At 74.2% G+C, this 21,422-nt stretch carries 19 protein-coding genes; 12 read left to right on the forward strand and 7 right to left on the reverse strand.

Annotated elements, in window-relative coordinates; genetic code table 11:
- Window positions 1-38 precede the first annotated feature (38 nt).
- Complete coding sequence (locus ABID81_RS05955; RefSeq protein WP_354593900.1) at window positions 39-515, forward strand: GNAT family N-acetyltransferase; 477 nt, start codon at window positions 39-41, stop codon at window positions 513-515.
- Here ABID81_RS05955 and ABID81_RS05960 read toward each other — a convergent pair.
- Window positions 505-1,476, reverse strand: a complete 972-nt coding sequence (locus ABID81_RS05960; RefSeq protein WP_354593901.1) for an EamA family transporter — start codon at window positions 1,474-1,476, stop codon at window positions 505-507. The genes ABID81_RS05955 and ABID81_RS05960 overlap by 11 nt on opposite strands.
- A gap of 71 nt (window positions 1,477-1,547) precedes the next feature.
- On the opposite strand from ABID81_RS05960, the gene ABID81_RS05965 reads away from it, so the two are divergent.
- The gene (locus ABID81_RS05965; RefSeq protein WP_354593902.1) at window positions 1,548-2,492 is read left to right on the forward strand and encodes a LysR family transcriptional regulator; all 945 of its coding nucleotides are present in this window, start codon (window positions 1,548-1,550) and stop codon (window positions 2,490-2,492) included.
- Between the two features lie 69 nt (window positions 2,493-2,561).
- On the opposite strand, the gene ABID81_RS05970 is transcribed toward ABID81_RS05965, so the two are convergent.
- A complete protein-coding gene (locus tag ABID81_RS05970; RefSeq protein WP_354593903.1) occupies window positions 2,562-3,914 on the reverse strand; it encodes a peptidoglycan DD-metalloendopeptidase family protein in 1,353 nt (450 codons plus the stop codon).
- A gap of 302 nt (window positions 3,915-4,216) precedes the next feature.
- On the opposite strand from ABID81_RS05970, the gene ABID81_RS05975 reads away from it, so the two are divergent.
- Window positions 4,217-5,305: a glycoside hydrolase family 6 protein gene (locus tag ABID81_RS05975; protein WP_354593904.1), complete on the forward strand. Its 1,089-nt coding sequence runs from the start codon at window positions 4,217-4,219 to the stop codon at window positions 5,303-5,305.
- Window positions 5,306-5,449: 144 nt separating this feature from the next.
- Here the strand turns inward: ABID81_RS05975 and ABID81_RS05980 are convergent, their stop codons facing one another.
- Window positions 5,450-5,917: a MerR family transcriptional regulator gene (locus ABID81_RS05980; protein ID WP_354593905.1), complete on the reverse strand. Its 468-nt coding sequence runs from the start codon at window positions 5,915-5,917 to the stop codon at window positions 5,450-5,452.
- 96 nt (window positions 5,918-6,013) lie between these two features.
- Here ABID81_RS05980 and ABID81_RS05985 point away from each other — a divergent pair, with 96 nt between their 5' ends.
- Window positions 6,014-7,621 (forward strand): SulP family inorganic anion transporter, encoded by a 1,608-nt coding sequence (locus tag ABID81_RS05985; RefSeq protein WP_502915185.1) that lies wholly within the window; start codon window positions 6,014-6,016, stop codon window positions 7,619-7,621.
- Between the two features lie 325 nt (window positions 7,622-7,946).
- Here ABID81_RS05985 and ABID81_RS05990 read toward each other — a convergent pair whose 3' ends face one another.
- Together ABID81_RS05990 and ABID81_RS05995 are read right to left on the reverse strand one after the other, a co-directional pair.
- Window positions 7,947-9,095 carry a C40 family peptidase gene (locus tag ABID81_RS05990; RefSeq protein ID WP_354593906.1) on the reverse strand — a complete coding sequence of 383 codons (1,149 nt, stop codon included), beginning with the start codon at window positions 9,093-9,095 and terminating at the stop codon, window positions 7,947-7,949.
- 105 nt (window positions 9,096-9,200) lie between these two features.
- Window positions 9,201-9,917: a DnaJ family domain-containing protein gene (locus ABID81_RS05995; protein ID WP_354593907.1), complete on the reverse strand. Its 717-nt coding sequence runs from the start codon at window positions 9,915-9,917 to the stop codon at window positions 9,201-9,203.
- A gap of 156 nt (window positions 9,918-10,073) precedes the next feature.
- Between ABID81_RS05995 and ABID81_RS06000 the strand changes: the two genes are divergently transcribed.
- Window positions 10,074-10,490 carry a hypothetical protein gene (locus tag ABID81_RS06000; RefSeq protein WP_354593908.1) on the forward strand — a complete coding sequence of 139 codons (417 nt, stop codon included), beginning with the start codon at window positions 10,074-10,076 and terminating at the stop codon, window positions 10,488-10,490.
- Window positions 10,491-10,524: 34 nt separating this feature from the next.
- Here ABID81_RS06000 and ABID81_RS06005 read toward each other — a convergent pair whose 3' ends face one another.
- The gene (locus ABID81_RS06005; protein WP_354593909.1) at window positions 10,525-11,016 is read right to left on the reverse strand and encodes a hypothetical protein; all 492 of its coding nucleotides are present in this window, start codon (window positions 11,014-11,016) and stop codon (window positions 10,525-10,527) included.
- Window positions 11,017-11,888: 872 nt separating this feature from the next.
- On the opposite strand from ABID81_RS06005, the gene ABID81_RS06010 reads away from it, so the two are divergent.
- Window positions 11,889-13,049 (forward strand): BMP family lipoprotein, encoded by a 1,161-nt coding sequence (locus tag ABID81_RS06010; protein WP_354593910.1) that lies wholly within the window; start codon window positions 11,889-11,891, stop codon window positions 13,047-13,049.
- Window positions 13,050-13,192: 143 nt separating this feature from the next.
- Here ABID81_RS06010 and ABID81_RS06015 read toward each other — a convergent pair whose 3' ends face one another.
- Window positions 13,193-15,277 carry a transketolase family protein gene (locus ABID81_RS06015; RefSeq protein WP_354593911.1) on the reverse strand — a complete coding sequence of 695 codons (2,085 nt, stop codon included), beginning with the start codon at window positions 15,275-15,277 and terminating at the stop codon, window positions 13,193-13,195.
- A gap of 283 nt (window positions 15,278-15,560) precedes the next feature.
- On the opposite strand from ABID81_RS06015, the gene ABID81_RS06020 reads away from it, so the two are divergent.
- From ABID81_RS06020 to ABID81_RS06045, 6 genes are all read left to right on the forward strand, one after another.
- Complete coding sequence (locus ABID81_RS06020) at window positions 15,561-16,292, forward strand: GntR family transcriptional regulator (RefSeq protein ID WP_354593912.1); 732 nt, start codon at window positions 15,561-15,563, stop codon at window positions 16,290-16,292.
- 112 nt (window positions 16,293-16,404) lie between these two features.
- Window positions 16,405-16,860, forward strand: a complete 456-nt coding sequence (locus tag ABID81_RS06025; RefSeq protein ID WP_354593913.1) for a PTS sugar transporter subunit IIA — start codon at window positions 16,405-16,407, stop codon at window positions 16,858-16,860.
- A complete protein-coding gene (locus ABID81_RS06030; protein WP_354593914.1) occupies window positions 16,857-17,159 on the forward strand; it encodes a PTS sugar transporter subunit IIB in 303 nt (100 codons plus the stop codon). Before ABID81_RS06025 ends, ABID81_RS06030 begins: the two co-directional genes overlap by 4 nt.
- A gap of 8 nt (window positions 17,160-17,167) precedes the next feature.
- A complete protein-coding gene (gene ulaA / locus ABID81_RS06035; protein WP_354593915.1) occupies window positions 17,168-18,607 on the forward strand; it encodes a PTS ascorbate transporter subunit IIC in 1,440 nt (479 codons plus the stop codon).
- Window positions 18,608-19,111: 504 nt separating this feature from the next.
- The gene (locus ABID81_RS06040) at window positions 19,112-19,750 is read left to right on the forward strand and encodes a GNAT family N-acetyltransferase (protein ID WP_354593916.1); all 639 of its coding nucleotides are present in this window, start codon (window positions 19,112-19,114) and stop codon (window positions 19,748-19,750) included.
- 416 nt (window positions 19,751-20,166) lie between these two features.
- Window positions 20,167-21,363: a nuclease-related domain-containing protein gene (locus tag ABID81_RS06045; protein WP_354593917.1), complete on the forward strand. Its 1,197-nt coding sequence runs from the start codon at window positions 20,167-20,169 to the stop codon at window positions 21,361-21,363.
- The last annotated feature ends 59 nt before the right edge of the window (window positions 21,364-21,422 follow it).

Consider the following 21,422-nt stretch of genomic DNA (forward strand, 5'->3'; position numbering starts at 1 on the left):
GGCGGACGTCCAGCCCCGCACCGCGCTAGCGTGCGGGCATGACGCTCAGCCTCGTGCCCATGCCCACCTCCCGCCTCGTGCCGTGGATGCGCCGCTCGACCGCCGAGTACGAGAAGTCGCGCGTGCTCGCCGGTGAGACTCCCGAACAGGCCGCCGAGGCCGCCCGGCGCTCGTTCGGTGAGGCGTTTCCCGACGGCGCCCCCGCCGAGGGCCACCTCGTCTACGACGTCGTCGAGGACGACCGACCCGGCGACCCCGTGGGCATCCTCTGGATCGCCCCGCGGGTGCCCGGCGCGACGGACTGGTGGGTCTTCGACGTCGAGATCGACGAGGCCCACCGCGGGCGCGGCCTCGGACGGGCGACGATGCTGCTCGCCGAGCAGGCGGCGGCCCAGCACGGCGCCGCGACCCTGGGCCTCAACGTCTTCGGCTACAACGACGTCGCCCGGCACCTCTACGAATCGCTCGGCTACGAGACCACCGCGGTGCAGATGAAGAAGCCCGTCAGCGCCTGACGGCCGGCCGGGGAGGCGCGGTGCCGGTCTCGGTGACGGCCACCGACCCGGGCGGGTCGACCCGCGCCTCCTCGGGGTCGCCCTCCGCGGCGCGCGCCCGGGGCACCCGGCTGGCGTAGAGCACGCCGCCGACCACCGCGACCCCGGCGACGAGCTCGACCGTGTCGGGCACCTCGCCGAACGCCAGCCACGACGCGAGCACGCCGACGACGGGCACCAGCATCGAGAACGGTGCGACGGTCGCCGAGGGGTAGACCGAGAGCAGGCGGGTCCAGATGCCGTAGCCGACCAGCGAGGCGATCAGCACGAGGTAGAGCAGGCAGAGCACCGACGGCAGGGCCTCGAGCGTGAGGACGGACCCGAGGCTCTCGCCGATGCGGGCCGGACCCTCGACGACGAACGACAGGGCGAGCATCGGCACCGGCGCGACGATCGACATCCACAGCGTCAGGTGCAGCGGGTTCGGCGGCGCGGCGCGGCGCACCGCGACGTTGCCGATCGCCCAGCCGAGCGCCCCGCAGAGCGTGAGCACGACGGGCAGCAGCGCGGCGACCTGCGACCGGTGACCGGCGATGACGACGAGCCCCACGACGGCGATGCCGATGCCGACCGCCTGCCGTCGCGTGATGCGCTCCCGCAGCCAGACGCCGGCGATCACGACCGTGAACGGCGCGGACGCCTGCAACACGAGCGAGGCGAGCCCCGAGGGCATGCCCGCCGCGATGCCGAGGTAGAGGAACGCGAACTGCAGCATGCCGAGGGTGGCCCCCACCAGCAGGAGGCGCGACCACGGGATCGCGGGACGCGGCACGAGCAGCACGGTCGGCACCGCGAGCAACGTGAAGCGGAGGGCCACGAGCAGGAACGGCGGGAAGTGCTCGAGGGCGATCGCCGTCACCGGGAAGTTCACGCCCCAGCAGACGGCGACGACGAGGGCGAGGAGGCGGTCGCGGACGGTCACGGGTCCATGGTGGCGCGCCCGACCGTTCAGGACCAGCACCGATGACGGGATGGTCTTTGTAGGCTGCCTTCATGGACCTCACCCACCTCGACCTGCTGCGCGAGTTGGCCGACCGGGGCAGCGTCACCGCGGTGGCCGAGGCGACGCACCGGTCGCCCAGTGCCGTGTCGCAACAGCTGAAGACGCTGCAGCGTCAGCTCGGGGTCGAGCTCGTGCGTCGGGTCGGGCGGGGCGTCCGGTTGACCGAGGCGGGCCGGGCCCTGGCCCGGGCCTCGGTGGGCGTGGCGACGGCCGTCGCCGAGGCCGAGGCCGCGTTCGAGGTCGTCCGCGGCGGGACGGGCGGCATCGTGCGCGTGTCGATGTTCGCGTCGGCGGCCGAGCTGCTGCTGCCCGGTCTCCTGCACCGCATGCGGGCCCACGAGGGCATCGAGCTCGAGGTCGCCGACCGTGACGTCTCCGAGGACGAGTTCGCGCCCCTGACCGCCGACTTCGACGTGGTGCTCGCCCACCGGTCGGATGGCGTGCTGCCACCGGGGCGGGACTCGCTCACGGTCGTGTCGCTGCTGCGCGAACCGCTCGAGGTGGCCCTGCCGCTCGACCACCGCCTGGCCGACCGGCCGCGCGTGGCGATCGACGACGTCGTCGGCGAACCCTGGATCGGCGTGCCCGAGGGGTACCCCATCGACCGCGTGCTGGTGTCGATGGCCCTGCAGTCGGGAGTCACCCCGCTCGTCGTGCACCGCACCGTGCACCTGCCGCTGATCGAGGACCTCGTCGCCGCCGGCCACGGGGTCGCCCTCGTCCCGCGCCACACCTCGGCCTCGCGGGCCCCCGGCAGGTTCCACCTGGCGACGCTCGAGAACGTCCGGGCCGGCCGACACCTCGAGGCCCTGATGCGCCCGGACCGGGCCGCGCGACCGGCCGTCCGCACCGTCGTCGACGAGATCCGGGCCGAGGCGGCGTCGATCGAGGTGCACGACGACCCGGTGGGCACCACCACGGGCGAGTTCGGCTGATGCGGGCGGATGCGGGCGCCCGGAACCGCCGAACACGCCCGCCTCACGGCATCTGACGCCCGGCAGCCGTCAGCGCACGCCCTTGGCCGCCAGGAAGACCACGGGGTCGGTCGCGACGCCGCCCTGTCGCACCTCGAGGTGCAGGTGGCAGCCCGTCGAGCCTCCCGAGGTGCCGACGCCGGCGATGTCCTGGCCCGCCGCGACCTGTTGGCCGACCGAGACGTGGATGCCGATGCGTTCCATGTGGGCGTAGGCGCTGCTGACCCCGCCGCCGTGGTCGACGACGATCAGGTTGCCGTAGCCGCTCGACGGGCCCGCGTAGCTGACACGACCGGCCGAGACCGCGTAGATCGGCGTGCCGCAGGTCGCGCCGAAGTCGGCACCGGCGTGCAGCTTGTGCTCGCCCGTGATCGGGTGGGTGCGGTAGCCGTAGGCCTGGTACGAGCCGTACGACCGGATGGCCGCGACCCAGCCGGTGCCCGGGTCGGGGACGGTGACCCCCGGGCCGGGCCCACCCGTGCCGGGAGCGACCGGACCGGTGCCGCCACCGGCGACCGGCGCCGGACGGGCGGCCGCGGCCGCCGCGGCCACCGCAGCCGCCTGGGCCTGGGCCTGGGCGTAGGCCTGCTCGAGCGTCAGGCGGTCGTCCTCGAGCAGGGCGGCCTGGGCGGCGAGGGTGGCCTTCTCGTCGTCGACGGCGGCGAGGTCGGCCTCGGCCGTCACGCTCGCGGCCGCGGCCTCGTCGAGTGCGGCCTGCGCGTCGCCGGCGAGCCGGTCGCGTTCGGCGAGCGCGACGGCGGCCTGTCCGGCCAGCGAGGTCGCCAGGTTGTCGGCGGTCTGGGCCCGTTCACGGAGGCGTCCGACGTTCTCGCCGAGCTTGCTCGACAGGCTGAGCCCCTTGAGCACCTCTTGCGCGCCGTCGCCCGCCGAGAGCAGGTCGCCCACCAGCCCCCCGCTGCCGGGTCGGGCCATCAGGGCGGCGGCCTGACCCACGATCCGGCGTGCCGAGTCGGCGGTCTCGCGGGCCCCGGCCCGGCGCGTCTCGAGCTGCTCGTGTCGTGCCGTGGCCTCGTCGACGGCGGCCCGGGCCTCGCCCAGGACGCGACCGGCCTCGTCGGCCGACGCGCGTGCGGCGTCGGCGCGGGCCGTCGCGTCGTCGAGCGCGCCCTGGATGTCGGCGAGTGCCTTCTTCTTCGCGGCTTCGTCGTCGCGCGCCGCGACGACGGCCTGCCAGGTGGGAGCCGCCGCGACGGCGCGGTCGGGGACGCCCACCGTGGCCAGCAGGGCCAGCGCCAGGACGACCGAAGCGGCCCGGGCCCGACGGGGCGGCGATGCCGCCCGGGCCCGACGGGGCGGCCATGCCGCCGGTGCCCGGCAGGCCTGGAGGGAGAGGTGGCGGGAGGGGCGGTCCGAGGGGGGCATGGCTCTCTGTCTGTCTGGGGCCGACGCGGCGCGGTGACGCGTCGGCGGCGGTGCAGGAGGTCCGCGCTCGGGCTCGCGGACGCTCCACCCTATCGAGGCGCAGGAGGCGGGACGGGCGCGGATGACGGGCACCGCGCCTCCTCGGGTCTGTCGTCGGACTGGGGACGAGACGTCGCCGGGAGCACCCGCGAGGTACGGCGGTGTCCCCCTTTCGGCCCCTGTGGCCGAGGGGGCATCCGTGGTCGACTGTCCCTTCCACCACCGTCGGGGCAGCACCCCCGACTGCGCCGAGAGAGGCGCAGATGGCATCGTCCCGACGCACCCCGGCCGCCCTCGGCCTGCTGGCCGCGGCGGTCGTGCTCGTGCTGACCGCGTGCTCGTCGGGCGACGGCACCCGACCCGTGCCGACCGACGGGCCGCCCACGTCGAAGCCGACCCCGACCTCGACCCCGACCCCGACGTCGCAGGCGACGCGCGTGACGCCCGACACCATCCGGACGGCCCCGACCGAGGCGGTGTTCCACGGCGGCATCGCGCTCGAGCCGAACTCGCTGGCGGCACGGGCCGAGGCGACCCTCGGCGCCGACGGCGAGACCGACGCCTCCCGTGCCGCCGCCCTGATCGCCGAGCGACCGGTCGCGATGTGGATCGGCGACGGGTACGACGACGCTCAGCTCGTCCGGGTGATCACCGACTACCTCGTCGCCGCCGAGCGACAGGGCGCGACGCCCGTCTTCGTCACCTACGCGATCCCCGACCGGGACTGCGGCAACCATTCGGCCGGCGGGCTGTCGGCCGAGCGCTACCCGGCCTGGAACGCCACCATCGCGGCCACCCTCGCCGGGCACCGGGCCGTCGTCATCGTCGAGCCCGACTCGCTCGGCATGCTGAGCCGGTGTCCGCAGCTGGCCGACGTGCGCCTCCCGTTGCTGAGGCAGGCGGTCGCCGACTTCGCCGCGGCCGGCGTGCCCGCGTACCTCGACGGCGGCAACTCGCACTGGGTCGCGCCCGAGGTGATGGCCGACCGACTGGAGGCGGCGGGCGTCGACCGGGCACGGGGCTTCTTCACCAACGTCGCGGGCTTCTACCCCGTGGGCGACGAGCAGCCCTACGCCGAGGAGGTCGCCGCGATGACGGGCGGCAGCCGCTACGTCATCGACGTCTCGCGCAACGGCCGCGGCTGGAAGGGCACCTGGTGCAACCCCGACGACGTCGGCCTCGGCCAGGACCCCCGCGTCGTCGACGACGACGGACGCCTCGACGCCCTGCTCTGGGTCAAGACCCCCGGCATCAGCGACGGCACCTGCAACGGCGGCCCGGCGGCGGGCGAGTGGTACCCGTCGTACGCCGAGATGCTCGTCGACCGCCGGCCGGAGTGGGCCCGCAGCTGACCCGCTCCGGGCGGCGCTGCCACCGGGCACGCCGCCACGATGTGGACACACCGCCACGCGATGACGTGGCGCGGTGTCCACGTCGTGGTGGGAACGGGGCAGGCGTGGGTCGGTGCGGGCAGGCGTCCCGCGCCCGCGCGACGCTCAGCGCAGGCGGGCGCGCAGCAGCTCGAGGAACTCGTCGGCCATCGCGAGCTGTCGCTCGAGCTTGGCGCGGCGCTCGACGGTCTCGTCGACGAACGCCGCCAAGGAGGCGCGGGTCGCCTGGGCGCGCACGTCGCCCTCGGCGTCCGGCTCGCCCGCACCCTCGGGCCCGCCCACACCGCCCGCGCCGTCCGCACCGCCCGTACCCTCGGGACCGCCCGCGCCGTCGAGCGCCCCGACGACCCGCAGCAGCTCGGCCATCTCGTCGAGGCTGAACCCGAGCGGCTTCATGCGCCGGATGACCATCAGCCTCAGGTAGTCGTCGTGCGTGTAGAGCCGGAACCCGCCCTCGCTGCGGCCGGAGGGAGTGAGCAACCCGACCTCGTCGTAGTGCCGGATCGTGCGCAGCGACATCTCGGTGCGCTCGGCGAGCTCGCCGATCTGCATCATGGCGGTCTCGTCGGGCATGGGGTCTCATTTCATCTCTACCCTCACGTGAGGGTAGGGTTGCATCGTACGGCAGCGTCGCCGGTCCCATTCTTCCCCACACCTCTGGAGTCCCCCGTGACCGTTGCCCCCGACGCCGACCGCGCGCGCCCTGAACCCGCCGCGCGGTCGGCCCGCCCCGCCGACACCGTGCTGTCCGTGTTGCGCGACCCGCGCCTCCTGACCCGCGAGGCCCTGGCCGGCGTCGTCACGACGCTGGCGCTCGTGCCCGAGGTGATCTCGTTCTCGGTGATCGCCGGCGTCGACCCGATGGTCAGCCTCGTCGCGTCGATCGTGCTGGCGCTCGTGATGTCGGTGCTCGGCGGTCGGCCGGCGATGGTCACGGCCGCGGCCGGGTCGGTCGCCCTCGTCATCGCACCGCTCGTGCGCGAGCACGGCACGGACTACGTGCTGCCGACGGTCGTCCTGGCCGGGCTCGTGCAGCTCGCGTTCGGGTTGGCCGGCCTCGCGCGGCTGATGCGGTTCATCCCGCGGTCGGTCATGATCGGCTTCGTCAACGCCCTGGGCGTGCTGATCTTCGTGGCGCAGGTGCCGCACATCATCGACCAGCCCTGGGTGGTCTACCCGCTCTTCGCACTGACGATCGCGATCGTCGTGCTGCTGCCGAAGGTGACGAAGGCCGTGCCGGCCCCCCTGGTCGCCATCGTCGTCGTGACGGTCATCGCCGTGGCCGCCCGCCTCGACGTGCACACCGTCGGCGACGAGGGCCCGATGGGCGGCGGCCTGCCCGGGCTGACCCCGTGGCTCGCACCGTTCACGCTCGAGACGCTGCAGATCATCTGGCCGACGGCCCTCAGCGTCGCCTTCGTCGGACTGATGGAGACCCTGCTCACCGCGAAGCTCGTCGACGACATCACCGAGACGCCGTCGCACAAGGGCAAGGAGTCCTGGGCCCTCGGCGTCGCCAACATCGCGGCCGGCTTCTACGGCGGCATCGCCGGCTGCGCCATGATCGGCCAGACGGTCGTCAACGTGAAGATCGGACGAGCCCGCACGCGGGTGTCGACGATCGCCGCCGGGCTCTTCCTGCTGCTGCTGGTCACCGGGCTGAGCGCCGTGATGTCGACGATCCCGATGGTGGCGCTGGCCGCCGTGATGATGATCGTCGCGATCTCGACCGTCGACTGGCACTCGCTGAAGCCGTCGACCCTGCGCCGCATGCCGGTGCCCGAGACACTGGTCATGGTGGTCACGGTGGCCGTGGTCGTCGCGACCGACAACCTGGCCCTCGGCGTCGCGGTCGGCGTGCTGCTCGCCATGGTGCTGTTCGCGCGCCGCGTGGCCCACGTGATCACGGTCGAGCGTCGCGTGACGCCGGCTGCCGTGGCCGACGCTCGTGGCTCGGACGCGTCGGACGTTTCGGACGCAGGAGGCGCGGGTGCGGTCGTCGGGTCCGCCCCGGCCCCCGAGACGGTGCGGTACGACGTCGTCGGCCCGCTGTTCTTCGGCAGCAGCAACGACCTCGTCGAGCACTTCTCCTACGGGGACGACCCCGCGACGGTGGTCGTCGACCTGTCGCGCGCCCAGGTCTGGGACGCGTCGAGCGTGGCGGCCCTCGACTCGGTCGACGAGAAGTTCCGGGCACACGGCGTCGCCGCGACGTTCGTCGGGCTGGACGACCGCAGCCAGGCCTTCCACGGGCGGCTCACCGGCCGCCTCGGCTAGCCGGCCGGCCCGGGGACGCGACCCGCGCCTCCTCGCCTAGCTGGCCGTCCCGGGGGCGCGACCCGCGCCTCCTCGGCTAGCCGGCCGTCCCGGGGGCGCGACCCGCGCCTCCCCGCCCTCACAGACGCCCGCAGGCCCGCACGCTCGCTGCTCACCGGTCGCGGGCGTGCACTTCGCGGCAGAACGCCATCGGAAGCGCGCCCCACCACCTCACGACACGGGACCGTCGGGCGAGGCCTCGCACGGTCTCGGTCGGCGAGAACGCCGGACAGACCCGGCCGAACCGACCTGGCCGACCGACCCAGCCGGACGACCCCGTCGGCGCTCAGCCGTCGATGCGGACGAAGTGGTGCGCCTGGTTCCAGATCGGGCGGACGTCGACGAAGCCGCCGGGCTTCGGGGCGTCGAGGATCATGCCGTTGCCGGCGTAGATGCCGTCGTGGGCGAGGTTGTCGAAGACCACGAGGTCGCCGGGCACGGCCTCGGACTCGGGGATCGTGCGGCCCTCGGTGTTCTGAGTCGGCACGTAGTGGGTCAGCTTGATGCCGAACTGCGCGTAGACGAACGTGATCAGGCCCGAGCAGTCGAACTTCGAGGGGTCTTCGCCGCCGTGCACGTAGGGCGTGCCGATGTACTGCAGCGCCACCGCCAGCACCTGGTCGCGGTCGAGCTCGGGGTAGAGCGGGTTCGCGAGGTAGTCCGCCGTCGTCGGACCCTCGTAGGTCGTGTTCGCGGCGGCCTTGCGGTTCTGCAGGTTCTGCGTGACGACGTCGACCATCGACGTCGCCGAGTAGGCGTCGCGGGCCGTCTCGTCGGACTCGTCGGTCAGCGACGCCGTGTCGACCGAGAAGCTCTGCGAGCCCAGCGACGACCTGGCCGAGGCACCTGACGCGACGGCCTGCGCCTCGTCTCCGGTGGTGGCGAGCAGGGGCAGCACGCCGCTGGCGGCGAAGCCGACGATCGCGGTGACGATCGAGAGCTTCTTCACGGCGGTGCCGACGCTGCGGGCGGCCCCGGCGCGAGACCGGCCGCCGTGAGGCGTCGAAGCGGGACGGGCGGCCACGGCCTGGGTCCGTCGCGCACGACGGGTCGACACGGAGCGGCCCTCCGCCGAGGAGGCGCGGGTCGCGACCGAGGGACGACCCTCGTCGGTCGCGGCGGAGGTCTCGAGGCCCAGGGTCGGGCTGATGCGTGCGGGGGCGTCGCTGCGGCGAGGACGGACGCGCGGGGCCACGGCGGCCTCGGCGGCACCGACGAGGGCGGCGCACTCGACGAACGACTCGCGGTGCGAGGTCGGCAGCACGTCGCGACGGGCACGACGCTCGCGTCGCTCGACGGCGAGCCGGGCCGAGCGCTCACCCAGCGGACGGGCCCCGGTGGCGCCGGACGCCGAGGGGTTCTGACCAGCACTTTCGTCGTGACCGGAGGTCGCGCCACCCTGACTCGTCGAGGTCGGGTCGGCGGGCTTCGTCACGCGTGCGGTCCTCTCGTCAGGGGGTGGTGCGAACACTCGACCCTAGCGCGCATCATCCTTCAGGTGTAGTTGCACCGAGAAAAAGGTCACGGATCGGTCACGGGATCATGCGGGTGAGGCGCCACCGGGTGAGCCCGGGTCACCCTCACCCGATGCTGGGCCGCCGGAGCGTGGGTCCCGGCCCCGGCCCTCACGGCGCTCGGTCTCGCGCCGGTCGACCTCGCGCCGCCGGACCTCTCGCCGCAGGGCCCGCCGCTCGCGCCAGCTCGGCGGCGGGGGCGGTACGGCTGCGGCCTCGGCGGCACGCCTCGCCTGCCGGCGCTCGTGCCAGAGCAGCACCTCGGCGTCGACGTCGCGGGTGGGCGTCACGACCGGCGGGCCGCCCGACAGCTGCCGTCTCGCCTCGACGATGCGCGCGTTGAAGTCGTCGAGGTGCGACCGCACCGCGGCCTCGGAGCGCAACCGGTCGAGCTCGGCGTGCAGCCCGCTGCTCTCGGCCCGCAGCGACAGGGCGGGCGGGGCGAGCCCGGTGAGACCCTCGCGCTCGATCAGGCCGCGGATCCACCAGTCGGGGTCGACCGTGCCGCCCGCGAGCCCCGGCAACGGCTTGCCGGCGAGCGGCAGGTCGTCGAACTCGCCCCGGGCGATCGCGAGGTCGATGGCCGTGCGCGCCCAGGCCCGCATCTCGGCCGCCGTGCGGGTGTCACGGGGCGCGTCGTCGCTCGGCACGTCGCCGTCGACCCGGTAGCGCGCCGCCTCGACGCGGTGGTCGCGAGCGGGGGGCCGACGTTCGGGCGGTCGACGTTCGGGGTCTGGGGTCATGCGCCGCGCCTCCTGCGCTCGTGTCGTGGGCCGGGCCGTGCCCGGCCGCAGCCCGGGCCCCTCGGCCCGGCTCGTTCGTGGCGTCGAGGTTACGCCGCGCCACCGACACCGGCCGGGCCTAGCCTGAGAGCCCCGCCCGCCGCCCGAGGAGGACCGATGCGCGACGCCGCCCCACCAGCCCCCGCCACGATCTCGACGGCCCACGTGCTCTGGATCGTGGTCGTCGCCCTGGGCGTCGTGGGTGCGGTCCTGGTGATGCTGTTCGGCGGTCCGGCACGGGTGTCCACGTCGGGCGGCACCCTCGCCAACCCCCGCGGGGCCGACGTCGCGGGCGGCGTGTTCGCGATCGTGCTGGCCCTCGTGCAGCTCGCCATCGCCCGGTCGATGCGCGACGGGCGGCGGTGGGCGCGGACCGCGCTGCTCGTCCTGACGATCTTGCAGGTGCTCGGCACCCTGAGCGGGGCGAGCGGGGGCGGGGCGCTCACCTGGGCCTCGGTGGCCTGTGCGGCCGTCGCCAGCCTGCTGATGCTGCTGCCGCCGTCGACCGCGTTCTTCGAACGGCACGCCCGCTAGCTCGGGCCGGGCGCCGCCGAGCAGGCGCGACTCGTCAGACCGGATGGCCCCGTCCACGGGCGCGCAGCACGTCGACGACGACGGCGCCGACCACGGCCCCGGCGCCGAGCAGGGCCAGGACGGTGCTCGACCGCACGAAGTCCGAGCGGCGCCGCCGGGGCAGGCGTCCGGCGGCGAGGTCGTGCAACAGCTGACCGGACGCGGCGAGGCAGGCGGACTCGGCCTCGGCGTCGTGCAGCGACCAGTCGGGCACCGACACGTCGCCGATCACCGAGACGTCGCCGTCGTCCGCGTCGAACCAGACGTCGATCGGGGCCCGTCGCGGCCCGGTGACGGTCAGCACGCGCGACTGCCAACCGGCGCGGCGGATCGCGCCTCCCGGCACCTCGTCGCCGACCCACGAGTGGACGACGCGCAGTCGCCCGCTCTCCTCGGCGGCGGCCAGGTCGAGGGCCCGCCGCAGCCGGTCGACGAACGGCGGACGCTCGGGTTCGGGCAACGAGATGGTCGGCAGGCCTCGGTACATGCCGACAGTGTGCCCCGCCCGCCTGGACGCCGTCGCCAGCCCGCCGACCCCGTCGCCAGCCCACCCGCCCGGCCCGCCTGCCCGCCGACCTGCCCGGCTGCCTGCCTGCCCGCCCGGCTGCCCGCCTGCCCGCCGACCTGCCCGGCTGCCTGCCCGCCCGGCTGCCTGCCCGCCTGCCCGCCGACGCAGACCACCCGTCCCGGTCGCGGACCACCCGCCCCGCCGGCAACTCAGGAGAACGACCACCCCGACACCGCCAGAAGCCGCGGCCTGCGCCGATCCCCTGAGTTGCCGCCGGCAAGCGCGCAGCGAACGCGCACACGCGGATCGAACCGCCGACCCGAACATGCACGCGAACCGCCGGCAACTCAGGAGAACGACCGACCCGACACCCACCCGGCCCGCCGGCCCAAACCGCATCCGCCCCACCGGCAACTCAGGAGAACGACCACCCCGACACCCCCAGGAGGCGCGGCCTGGGCCGATCCCCTGAGTTGCCGACAACAGGCGCGCGACGAGCGCGGCACGCGCACGTCGAACCCCCGACCCGCCTGCCCGCCTGCCCGCCGACCCGACACCCACCCGGCCCACCGACCCGACACCCACCCGCCCCGCCGGCCCAAACCCCACCCGCCCCGCCGGCAACTCAGGAGAACGACCACCCCGACACCCCCAGAAGGCGCGGCCTGCGCCGATGCCCGGAGTTGCCGACGGCAGGCGCGCACCAGACGCAGGAGGCGCGGCGCGGCAGCCGGCACTGCCCGCGCCCGTCACACGCTTGGCACGGAGGCCCGCAGGCAGTTGACTGTGTCCACCGTCCGGCCCGCACAGCCGGCACCCCACAGCACACCCGTTCCCGGAGGTCCCCCCTCATGCCCGTCCGCCCCGCCGCACCCGCCGCTCCCGCACCCGCCGCAGCCACCCGCTCCCGAGCCGCCCGCGCCGGGAACGGTCCGTCGTCCCGCCTCCGCCACCCGCGCCTCCTCGGGGTCGCCGGGGGCCTCGCCGGCCTGGCCCTGCTCGCGGGGTGTGCCACCGCCCCGGCCGACGGCGGCCCCTCGGGCGGTGCCGCCGCGGGCGACCACTGCGCCCGCATGGTGACGAACTCGGGCGGTCTCGACGACCGTTCGTTCAACCAGTCGAGCTGGGCGGGCCTGCAGAAGGCGGAGAAGGACGACGGCATCCAGGCCCGCGTGCTCGTGTCGACGACCGAGAACGACCTGGCCCCGAACGTCGCGCAGGCCGTCGACTCGGGCTGCGGCTTCGTGCTGACGGTCGGGTACGAGCTCGCCCCCGCCACCGAGGAGCAGGCGGCGGCCAACCCCGACATCGACTTCGCCATCGTCGACGAGACCGTCGACGCCCCGAACGTGAAGCCGATCCTGTTCGACACCGCGCAGGCCTCGTACCTCGCCGGATACCTCGCGGCCGGTGTCAGCAGATCCGGCAAGGTCGCGACCTTCGGCGGCGGCAACCAGCCCCCGGTCACCCTGTTCATGGACGGCTTCGCGGACGGCGTCGACGCCTACAACGCCGCGCACGGCACGAGCGTGCAGCTGCTCGGCTGGTCGAAGGAGGCGCAGGACGGCTCGTTCACCGGCGACTTCGAGGACGTCAACAAGGGCAAGCAGCTCGCCCAGGCGCTGATCGACCAGGGTGCCGACGTCATCATGCCGGTCGCCGGCCAGGTCGGCGAGGGTGCGGCGTCGGCGGCACTCGCCACCGGTGGCGTCGACGTGATCTGGGTCGACAACGACGGCTACGACACCCTGCCCGCCGAGTACCGCCCGATCGTGCTGACCAGCGTCATCAAGGACACCGAGAAGGCCGTCCAGCAGATCGCCGTGTCGTCGACCGACGGCACGTTCAGCAACGAGCCCTATGTGGGCACGCTCGACAACGGTGGCGTCGACCTCGCGCCCTTCCACGACCTGGAGTCCTCGGTCAGCCCTGAGCTGTCCTCCGAGCTGGACGCCCTGCGCGACCAGATCGCGAGCGGCGCCGTGACGGTGACCTCGCCCAGCCAGCCGTAGCCCGTCCCGGCCCGCACCCGGCCCGGCCGCCCCGCCGAGTGGGCAGGAGGTGCTCTCCGGCGCGAGCCGGGCAGCACCTCCAGCCCACTCGCGCCCTCCCGGAGGGGCGAGGCGCGAGGAGACCCTAGCCGGGGAGGCGCGGGTCAGGAGGCGACGGAGGCTCCGGCCCGGCGCGCCCCGGCCCGGGCGACCGCGGTGCGCACGGCGGCGACGACGCGCTCGGTCGTCATGCCGCGCTCGCGCAGCGCGTCGGCGGCGGGAGCCGAGAGGCCGAACTCGTCGATGCCGACGACGAAGCCGTCGGGGCCGGCGACGCCATCCCAGCCGAAGCTCGCCGCGGCCTCGACGACGACCCGCGCCGACACCGCCCGGGGCAGCACCTGCTCGCGGTACTCCTCGGGCTCGGCCTCGAACCACTCGCGGCAGGGCATCGACACGACGCGCACGGCCAGATCGTCGAGCTGCGCGACGGCCTCGAGCACGAGGGCGACCTCGCTGCCCGTGGCGACGACGACCACGTCGGGCGTCGCGCCGGTCGGCGTGCCGCCGGTCGGCGTGCCGTCCTGGACCACGTAGGCCCCGCGGCGCACGCCCTCACGGACGACGTCGGCCGGCGTCGACGCGACGGGCAGCGGCTGGCGTGCCAGCACGAGACCGGCCGGGCCGTCCTTCTCGAGGATCGCGAGCCAGGCCGTGGCCGTCTCGGCGCCGTCGGCCGGGCGCACCACCGAGAACCCGGGCATCGCCCGCAGGCTCGCCAGGTGCTCGATGGGCTGGTGGGTCGGCCCGTCGGCCCCGAGCGCGACGGAGTCGTGCGACCAGAGGTACGTGACGGGCAGCTGCATGAGCGCCGCCAGCCGGATGGCCGGTCGCTGGTAGTCGCTGAACACGAGGAAGGTGCCGGCGAAGAACCGCGACCCCTCGATCAGCGCGATGCCGTTCATGGCCGAGGCCATCGCCCCCTCGCGGACGCCCCAGTGGACGTTGCGACCGGCGCGGCCGGTGCCGGGACCCTCCTCGGGGAGGTACGACGCGCCTCCTGCGATCGCCGTGCGGTTGGGCTCTGCGAGGTCGGCCGAGCCACCCCACAGCTCGGGCATCGCCTCGGCGAGCGCCTGGATCACCTTGCCGGACGCGTCGCGGGTGGCGAGCGTGTCGCCGGGCGAGAAGACGGGGAGGCGCGACCCGAGGTCCGCGGGCAGGGTGCGCGACCGTGCGCGCTGCCGTTCGGCGGCGGCCACGGGGTGCGCGAGCTCCCAGGCGTCGGCGGCGACCTGCCAGGCCTCGCAGGCGGCGCGCCCCCGCTCGATCGCCGAGCGGGTGTGGGCGAGCACGGCGTCGTCGACCGTGAAGGGCTCGGAGTCGACGCCGAGCTCGACCCGCGTGGCCGCGACCTCGGCGGCACCGAGCGGGGCGCCGTGCGAGGCCGAGGTGCCGCGGGCGTTCGGGGCGGGCCAGGCGATCTGCGACTTGAGCACGACGAGGTGCGGGCGGTCGCCGCGGCGGTCGGTGGTCGAGAGCACCTCGTCGAGGGCCTCGACGTCGACGTCGCCGTCCGAGGCGAGTCCGACGTGGTCGACCCGCCAGCCCTGGGCGGCGAACCGCGCGCCGACGGCCTCGCTCGACGTGAGGCTCGTGTCGCCCTCGATCTGGACGTCGTTGTCGTCGTAGATCACCGTGAGGTTGCCGAGGCGGTGCCGTCCGGCGAGCGCGCCGGCCTCGTACGAGAGGCCCTCCTGCAGGTCGCCGTCCGAGGCGAGCACGAAGACCCGGCGGTCGAAGACGGATTCGCCCGGGGCGGCGTCGGGGTCGGCGACGGCACGCTCGTGCAGCATCGCCATCGCCATGCCGACGGCCGTGGCGAGGCCCTGCCCGAGCGGCCCGGTCGTGGTCTCGACGCCGGGCGTGTGGCCGAGCTCGGGGTGACCGGGGGTGCGCGACCCGAACGAGCGGAACGCCTTGAGGTCGTCGAGCGACACGTCGTAGCCGGTGAGGAAGAGCTGCGTGTAGAGCAGGACGCTCGCGTGGCCGCAGCTCAGCACGAAGCGGTCACGGCCTGCCCAGTCGGGTGCCAGCGGGTCGTGTCGCAGGTGCTTCTGGAAGAGGAGGTGCGCGACGGGAGCCAGCGCGGCCGCCGTCCCCGGGTGGCCGGACCCGGCACGCTCGACGGCGTCCAGGGCGAGCAGGCGGGCGGTGGTGACGGCGGCGTGGTCGAGGTCGTGGCTCACGTGTGGGGGGCTCCGGTTCGGGGGTGGGGCGGGCGCGGACTCCGACGACCGTAACCGAAGGCGTCATGACGTCATGACGAATCAAGACGACTCCCGACTTGCGTGCCCACCCCACGGGACGTACCCTCGTCGAAGTCATCATGACGACTTGACGACCTGACGACTCGACGACTCGACGACTCGACGACCCGACGACCCGACGACCCAGGCCGGGACGGGCCGGCACCACGCCGCCCCACCCCCTGGGCGACGACCCACTTCAGCAACGACGCGGAGGCACCAGATGAGCACCACGAGCGGCACGAGCAAGTACGTGGCCGTGCGCGAGCACCTGCTGTCCCGCATCCAGAAGCTCGAGGCCGGGTCGCAGCTGCCGGCCGAGCCCGTGCTCTGCGACGAGTACGGCGTCAGCCGCATCACGCTGCGGCACGCGGTCGACGGCCTGATCGCCGACGGCCACCTGGTGCGCGAGCACGGCCGGGGTACCTTCGTCACCGAACCGCAGTACCGCCTGCACTACCGCGAGCGCTTCGCCGACGAGGTCAAGGGCTTCCACGCCCAGCAGACCGGTGAGGGCTTCGCGGTCAGCACGCGCGTGCTCGAGCAGAAGGTCGTGCGGGCCGGCGAGACGGTCGCGAGCCACCTCGACATCAACTCGGCCGACGAGGTCGTCGAGCTGACCCGACTGCGCTTCGTCAACGGCTCGCTGCACCACCTCGTCGTGACCTGGCTGCCGTACGCGCTCTTCCCCGAGACGGCGACCGTCGACTTCACCGACGGCTCGCTGTACGGGCACCTCGACCGCGAGCACGGCGTCACGCTCGCCCGACAGGACCTCCTGGTCTCGCTCGACGGCGCGAGCAGCGTCCACGCCGACGAGCTCGACGTGCCGCTCGGGACGACCCTGTTGAAGATCGCGTCGACCGTGTTCGACGGCGACGAGCGGGCCGTCGCGTACGGCACCAGCCACTTCACCCCGCAGAACAGCGAGATCTTCTTCGGCCTGCACGGCTGACCGCCCGGGCGCTCCTCGGCCGCCGAGCCGCGCCTCCCGAACCCGCCCGACCACCACGACCCCGACCGACGCCCGTCCCGACGCCGAGGTCTCCGACCCACCAGGAACGACAGTGCTGACCGACCTCCTCACCCCCGAGACCACCCTCTTCGCCGACCGCGTCGACGGCTGGCGCGACGCCGTCGAACGCGTCGCGCGCCCGCTGCTCGACAGCGGCGCGATCAGCGACCACTACGTCGCGGCCATGACCGACTCCATCGCCGCGGGCGGCACCTACATCGACCTCGGCTTCGGCATCGCGCTCGCCCACAGCCGGCCCGAGAACGGCGTCGTGCGCACCGGGCTCTCGAGCCTGCGGGTCGGCGAGACCGTGCTGCTGGCCGACGATCCCGCACACCCCATCGACCTCTTCTTCTGCCTCGCGGCGACCGACCCGCAGAGCCACCTCGACACGATGATGGCCCTCGCCACCCTGCTCTCCGACGAGACGCTCCGCGCCGAGCTGCTCGCCTCCACCACCCCCGCCGACACCCTGGCGGTCCTCACCAAGATCGGACAGAACGCATGAAATTCCTCGCCGTCTGCAGCTCGGGCCTCGGTTCGAGCTTCATGGTCCACATGAACATCGAGAAGGTCCTCAAAGAGCAGGGCATCACCGGGGTCGACGTCGACCACGCCGACCTCGGCTCGGTGGGCCCGGGTGCCGCCGACGTCGTCTTCGTCGGTGCCGACCTGGCCGACTCGGTCGGCGGCCTCGGCGACGTCGTGGTGCTCGACAGCATCATCGACCTGGCCGAGCTGCGCACCAAGGTGCGCGAGACCGCGATCCGCAAGGGCGTCACCGTGCCCGACGCCGGGGCCAACTGATGGAGGGCGTGCTGTCCGTCCTGCTGGACGTCTTCCGTCAGCCCGCGATCATCGTCGCGCTGATCTCGCTCGTCGGCCTGCTGCTGCAGCGCAAGGCGTTCAGCGACGTGCTCAAGGGCACCGTGCGCACCCTCGTCGGGTTCCTGGTGCTGGCCGCCGGCGCCGGCGTCGTGGTCGCCTCGCTCGACCCGTTCGGCGCCATGTTCCAGCAGGCGTTCGACGTTCAGGGCGTCGTGCCGAACAACGAGGCCATCGTCGGCCAGGTGCTGCTCGACTACGGCTCGGCCGCCGCGCTGATCTTCTTCTTCGGGTTCATCGTCAACGTGCTGCTGGCCGCGACGACGCACTTCAAGTACATCTACCTCTCGGGTCACGTCGCCTTCTACATGGCCGCGATGATCGCCGTGATCCTCGGCGTCGCCGGGTTCCCGGTCTGGGGCGTCGTGCTCTGGGGCGCCCTGCTGCAGGGTCTCGTCACGACGCTGTCGCCCGCGATCGTGCAGCCCTTCATGCGCAAGGTCACCGGGTCGAACGACGTCGCCCTCGGCCACACCGGTGGCGCGGGCGTGGCCCTGAGCGGCCTCGTCGCCACGCTGACCCGCGGCAAGGGCAAGCCGTCGAGGTCGACGGAGGACATCACGTTCCCCAAGGGACTGGGCTTCCTCCGCGACACCACCGTGATCGTGGCGCTGTCGATGGCCGTCATCTACGTCATCGTCGCGCTGTTCGCCGGGGCCTCGTTCGTCGAGACCGAGCTGAGCGGCGGCCAGAACTACATCGTCTACGTCGTGATGCAGGCCGCCACCTTCTCGGCGGGCGTCTTCGTGATCCTCGCCGGCGTGCGCGTCGTGCTGGCCGAGATCGTGCCCGCGTTCAAGGGCATCAGCGAGCGCCTCGTCAAGAACGCGATCCCGGCGCTCGACGTGCCGATCACCTTCACCTTCGCGCCGAACGCCGTGCTGATCGGGTTCCTCGCGAGCTTCGTCGGCGGCATCGTCGGCATGTCGGTGATGATCTTCGCCGGCACCGCGATCATCATCCCGGGCGTCGTCGCGCACTTCATGACCGGTGCGGCCTCGGGCGTCATCGGCAACGCCGCGGGCGGTCGACGCGGAGCCGTGCTCGGCGCCTTCGCCAACGGTCTCGCCATCACGTTCCTGCCGCTGTTCCTGCTGCCGGTGCTCGGTGACATCGGGCTGTCGAACTCGACGTTCTCCGACTCGGACTACGGCGTCGTCGGCATCCTGTTCGGCCAGATCAGCCTGGCCGGCGGTCAGATCGCCGTGATCGTCGCGATCCTCGCGTCGCTCGTGCTGGTGTACGCGTCGAGCCTGTTCGTCCGGGCCCGTGCCCGCCGGAACGCCGGCCGCGACGGCGACGGCTCGGGCACCGACTCGGCCGCGGACGCCGAGGCCCCGCGCGTCGGCGAGACCGCCTCGGCTCGCTAGGCAGGTCGACCTCCCCGCAGAGACGGGCGGGTCCGGCGAGGCCGGGCGTCCCTGGACGCCCGTGCTCCCCGGGCCCGCCCGTTCCGTGCGTCCGGGCCGTTCCGCACGGCCGGGCCGTTCCGTGCGGCCGGGCCGTTCCTCGAGCACGGGCGCCGCGCCTCCTCGTCCCGACGGTTCGATCGAGTGGTCCGAAACCGTCCTTCCCGACGGCGTGGAGGACGATTCGGGACCACTCGACGCCGATCGGCCCGGGCGATCGGGCCTACGAGCAGGTGCTGCCGATGATCGACGGCATCGAACGGCTCGTCGAGGGCATGGATGAGGCCGAGCGGGCCGTCTGCAGGGGTTCCTCGACCGGCTGATCGGCGTGTACGACGACGCGACCCGACGCGCCCACCACACCACGAAGTGGACACCGCACCAGGACTAGTCGTGGCGTCGTGTCCACTTCCTGGCGTCGTGCCGGAGCAGCGGCGTCGCGTCGACCAGCCCTACGCTCGACGCGTGACCGAGACGCCCGACGACCTCACGCGCCTCGTCGACCGGTGGGTCGAGGGCTGGTCGTTCTCGCGTGGAGCCGCCCGTCACCGTGACGGCGACGCCTGGCGGGTCGACGTCGCCGCGGCGACCCGCGCGGTCGAACGGATCGTGGCCCGGCCGACCTCCGGGGAGCTCGCCCGACTCGTCGCCGCGACGACCGCTCCCGACGCGTGGCTGTCGGTCGTCGGCCCCCTCGACGACGACGCTCGCCGGGCACTCGCCCGGCTCGACGCCGTGACCCACGCCGAACGGATGATGACCGCCCCGGTCTCGCCGACGCCGCTGCCTCCGGACGTGATCGTGGACGGCGACGACCGGGTCGTGCACGTGCGGGTCGAGCTCGACGGCGTCGTCGCCGCCCGCGGCCAGGCGGCCGTCGTCGGCGACCACGCGGTCTTCGACCGCATCGCGACCGAACCCGACTTCCGGAGGCGCGGGCTGGGCAGCCGCGTCATGGCCGGCCTCGAGCACGGGGCCGCCGTCCGAGGGGCGACGACGGGCCTCCTCTTCGCCAGCGTCGACGGTCGCCGCCTCTACGCGGGCCTCGGCTGGCGCGAGGTCGCCGAGCTGGGCACGTGGCGGGGCCGCGGCGTCCCGGGCTGACGACCCGCGCCTCCTTCGCCGGACCCGGCCCGGCTGGCACGGCGCGGCCCGGCTGGCGCGGCGCGGCCCGGCCCGGCCCGGCTGGCGCGGCGCGGCGCGGCCCGGCCCGGCCCCCATCCCGCCACGAGATGGGCACGGCGCCACGCGAAAAGGTGGCGGCGTGTCCATCTCGTGGCGGTGTGGAGCCGGCGACGCTCGGGCCGACCCGGAGCCCGACTCCGCCCCCCGCCCGACTCCCACGCCGCCCGACTCCCACGCCGGCCGACCCCGAGCCATGCCGACCCCGAGCTCGGTCGACCCCGACCCCGACCACGAGCTCGGCCGAGCCCTACCCCGCCCTACCCCGGTCGACCCCGACCCGGCCGTGCCCGGCGAGGCACCGCCCCACCGCCCGCGCCCCGTGTTCTGCTGGGAGCATGCCGTTCGACCAGACCCTCGTCCCGTGGATCGTCGCCGCCGTCCTGCTGGTCGCGCTGATCGTCGTCGCCGTCGTGCTGCGGGCCCGGGCACGACGTGCCGTGGCCGCAGCGAAGGCCGCCGCCGACGAGCAGGCCCGCGCCGCCCGTGAGCAGCACGAGGCCCTCGCCGCCGCCCACGACGACGTCCTCGCCCGGACCGCCGCCGAGCACGCCCGCGAGCGCGACGCCCTGGGCGCCGAGCGCCAGGCCGCCCTCACCGAGGCGAAGCAGGCCCGCGACCTCGTGGCGGCAGGCCTCAAGTGGGAGGCCACCTCGCGCGACGACATCGCCGACGCCTGCCGTCAGCTGGGGGTCGACGCCGTGTTGCTGACCAACGTCGTGTTCGTGCCGGTGGCGACCAGCGCCTCCTCGCGGTTCGTCGCGCAGGTCGACCACGTCCTGCTCAGCGAGACCGGCGTGATGGTGATCGAGAACAAGGGCTGGAACGGCATCGTCTTCGACGGCCTCACGCCGAGCAGCGTGTTCCCGGCCTTCGCGGGCCTGTTCGACGAGAGCACGATGACCCCTCCGTTCGCCCTGCAGGTCGTGAAGGACTCCCCCACCGTGCTCACCGTGCGGACGCACCTCGGCCGCGACGCCCCCGCCTCGCAGGTGCGTCGGCAGGCCCAGCGGCTGTCCGACCGGGTGCAGGCCGAGGTCGGCGCTCGCGTCTGGTTCGACACCTGCGTCTTCTACTCGCACCGCGACGCGACGGTCTTCGCGACCGAGCGCGACGCCACCGACGGAGGCGCGGCCACGGCGATCGTCTCGCACCGCTCCCAGCTCGCGGGCGTGGTCCGCGAGCTGACCTCGCGACCGACGAAGAAGTTGTCCCGGGCCCGCGTCACCGACCTGACCGCCCTGTTCGCGTCGTACGGCGCCGACGTGCTCCGGTTCGGTGCCTACGCCCAGGAGGCGCGGGTCGCGTCGGCCCCGGAGGCGCAGGTCGCGTCGGCCCCGCAGGCTCAGGAGGCGCGGGTCACGTCAGCCCCGGAGGCGCAGGTCGCGTCGACCCCGGAGGCGCAGGAGGCGCGGGTCACGTCGGATGCGCCGGCCAAGTCAGCCGGGTCCACCGAGCCGACCGCGTCCGCGGAGCCGGCGACCGGTCACGCGGAGCCGGCCGAGTCCGCCGGGCCGACCGGGTCGCCGGCCTGATCCCGCCACGGAAGACACACGCCGCCACGTGATGACGTGGCGGCGTGTGTCTTCCGCGG

Origin of the sequence: Frigoribacterium sp. PvP054 (assembly GCF_040547465.1) — a bacterium.
GTDB lineage: Bacteria > Actinomycetota > Actinomycetes > Actinomycetales > Microbacteriaceae > Frigoribacterium.

Coding starts and splice junctions, on each gene's coding strand:
- ABID81_RS05970 (WP_354593903.1), bottom strand. CDS start 3,914: ATGCCCCCCTCGGACCGCCCCTCCCGCCACCTCTCCCTCCAGGCCTGC.
- ABID81_RS06020 (WP_354593912.1), top strand. CDS start 15,561: ATGAGCACCACGAGCGGCACGAGCAAGTACGTGGCCGTGCGCGAGCAC.
- ABID81_RS06045 (WP_354593917.1), top strand. CDS start 20,167: ATGCCGTTCGACCAGACCCTCGTCCCGTGGATCGTCGCCGCCGTCCTG.
- ABID81_RS05975 (WP_354593904.1), top strand. CDS start 4,217: ATGGCATCGTCCCGACGCACCCCGGCCGCCCTCGGCCTGCTGGCCGCG.
- ABID81_RS06010 (WP_354593910.1), top strand. CDS start 11,889: ATGCCCGTCCGCCCCGCCGCACCCGCCGCTCCCGCACCCGCCGCAGCC.
- ABID81_RS06005 (WP_354593909.1), bottom strand. CDS start 11,016: ATGTACCGAGGCCTGCCGACCATCTCGTTGCCCGAACCCGAGCGTCCG.
- ABID81_RS06030 (WP_354593914.1), top strand. CDS start 16,857: ATGAAATTCCTCGCCGTCTGCAGCTCGGGCCTCGGTTCGAGCTTCATG.
- ABID81_RS05980 (WP_354593905.1), bottom strand. CDS start 5,917: ATGCCCGACGAGACCGCCATGATGCAGATCGGCGAGCTCGCCGAGCGC.
- ABID81_RS06000 (WP_354593908.1), top strand. CDS start 10,074: ATGCGCGACGCCGCCCCACCAGCCCCCGCCACGATCTCGACGGCCCAC.
- ABID81_RS05955 (WP_354593900.1), top strand. CDS start 39: ATGACGCTCAGCCTCGTGCCCATGCCCACCTCCCGCCTCGTGCCGTGG.
- ABID81_RS05995 (WP_354593907.1), bottom strand. CDS start 9,917: ATGACCCCAGACCCCGAACGTCGACCGCCCGAACGTCGGCCCCCCGCT.
- ABID81_RS05965 (WP_354593902.1), top strand. CDS start 1,548: ATGGACCTCACCCACCTCGACCTGCTGCGCGAGTTGGCCGACCGGGGC.